Below are 402 nucleotides of genomic sequence, written 5' to 3'. Positions count from 1 at the left end.
CTATTATATGGTCTTATGAATATAGACTTTTTTAATTTTAAAAATTCTATACAAGATATATCAGTTTATCCATACTTATTGACATTTATTGTACTTATACCTATTTTCATATTTATTGAAAATAGAGCTAAAGACCCTATTTTAAGCTTTGAATATTTTTTAAATCCGAGAATATTGATAGTACTTATTTTATCTTTAATTGTTGGTATTGGAATGATGGGTATGGTATTCGTTCCACAGTATGCTGAAAATGCATTAAAGATAAATGCTGGTTCTGGGGGATATTTTGTAGCTATATTGGGATTATTTGCAGGTATTGCTGCTCCTTTAAGCGGAAGACTTATTGACAAATTTGGGGCAAAAAAAATACTATTACTAGGATTTTCTGTATCTATGATAGGC

At 28.4% G+C, this 402-nt stretch carries 1 protein-coding gene; it reads left to right on the top strand.

Annotated features, from left to right (window positions below; translation table 11 throughout):
- Positions 1-402, top strand: a 402-nt coding sequence (locus EVJ24_RS15235; RefSeq protein ID WP_131441806.1) for an MFS transporter, incomplete at both ends; no start/stop codon positions are given.

This window comes from Exiguobacterium sp. SH1S21, assembly GCF_004337175.1.
Lineage (GTDB): Bacteria > Bacillota > Bacilli > Exiguobacteriales > Exiguobacteriaceae > Exiguobacterium > Exiguobacterium aurantiacum_A.
The sequence above is the reverse complement of the archived record's forward strand: the minus strand, read 5'-3'. Positions and strand labels throughout refer to the sequence as shown.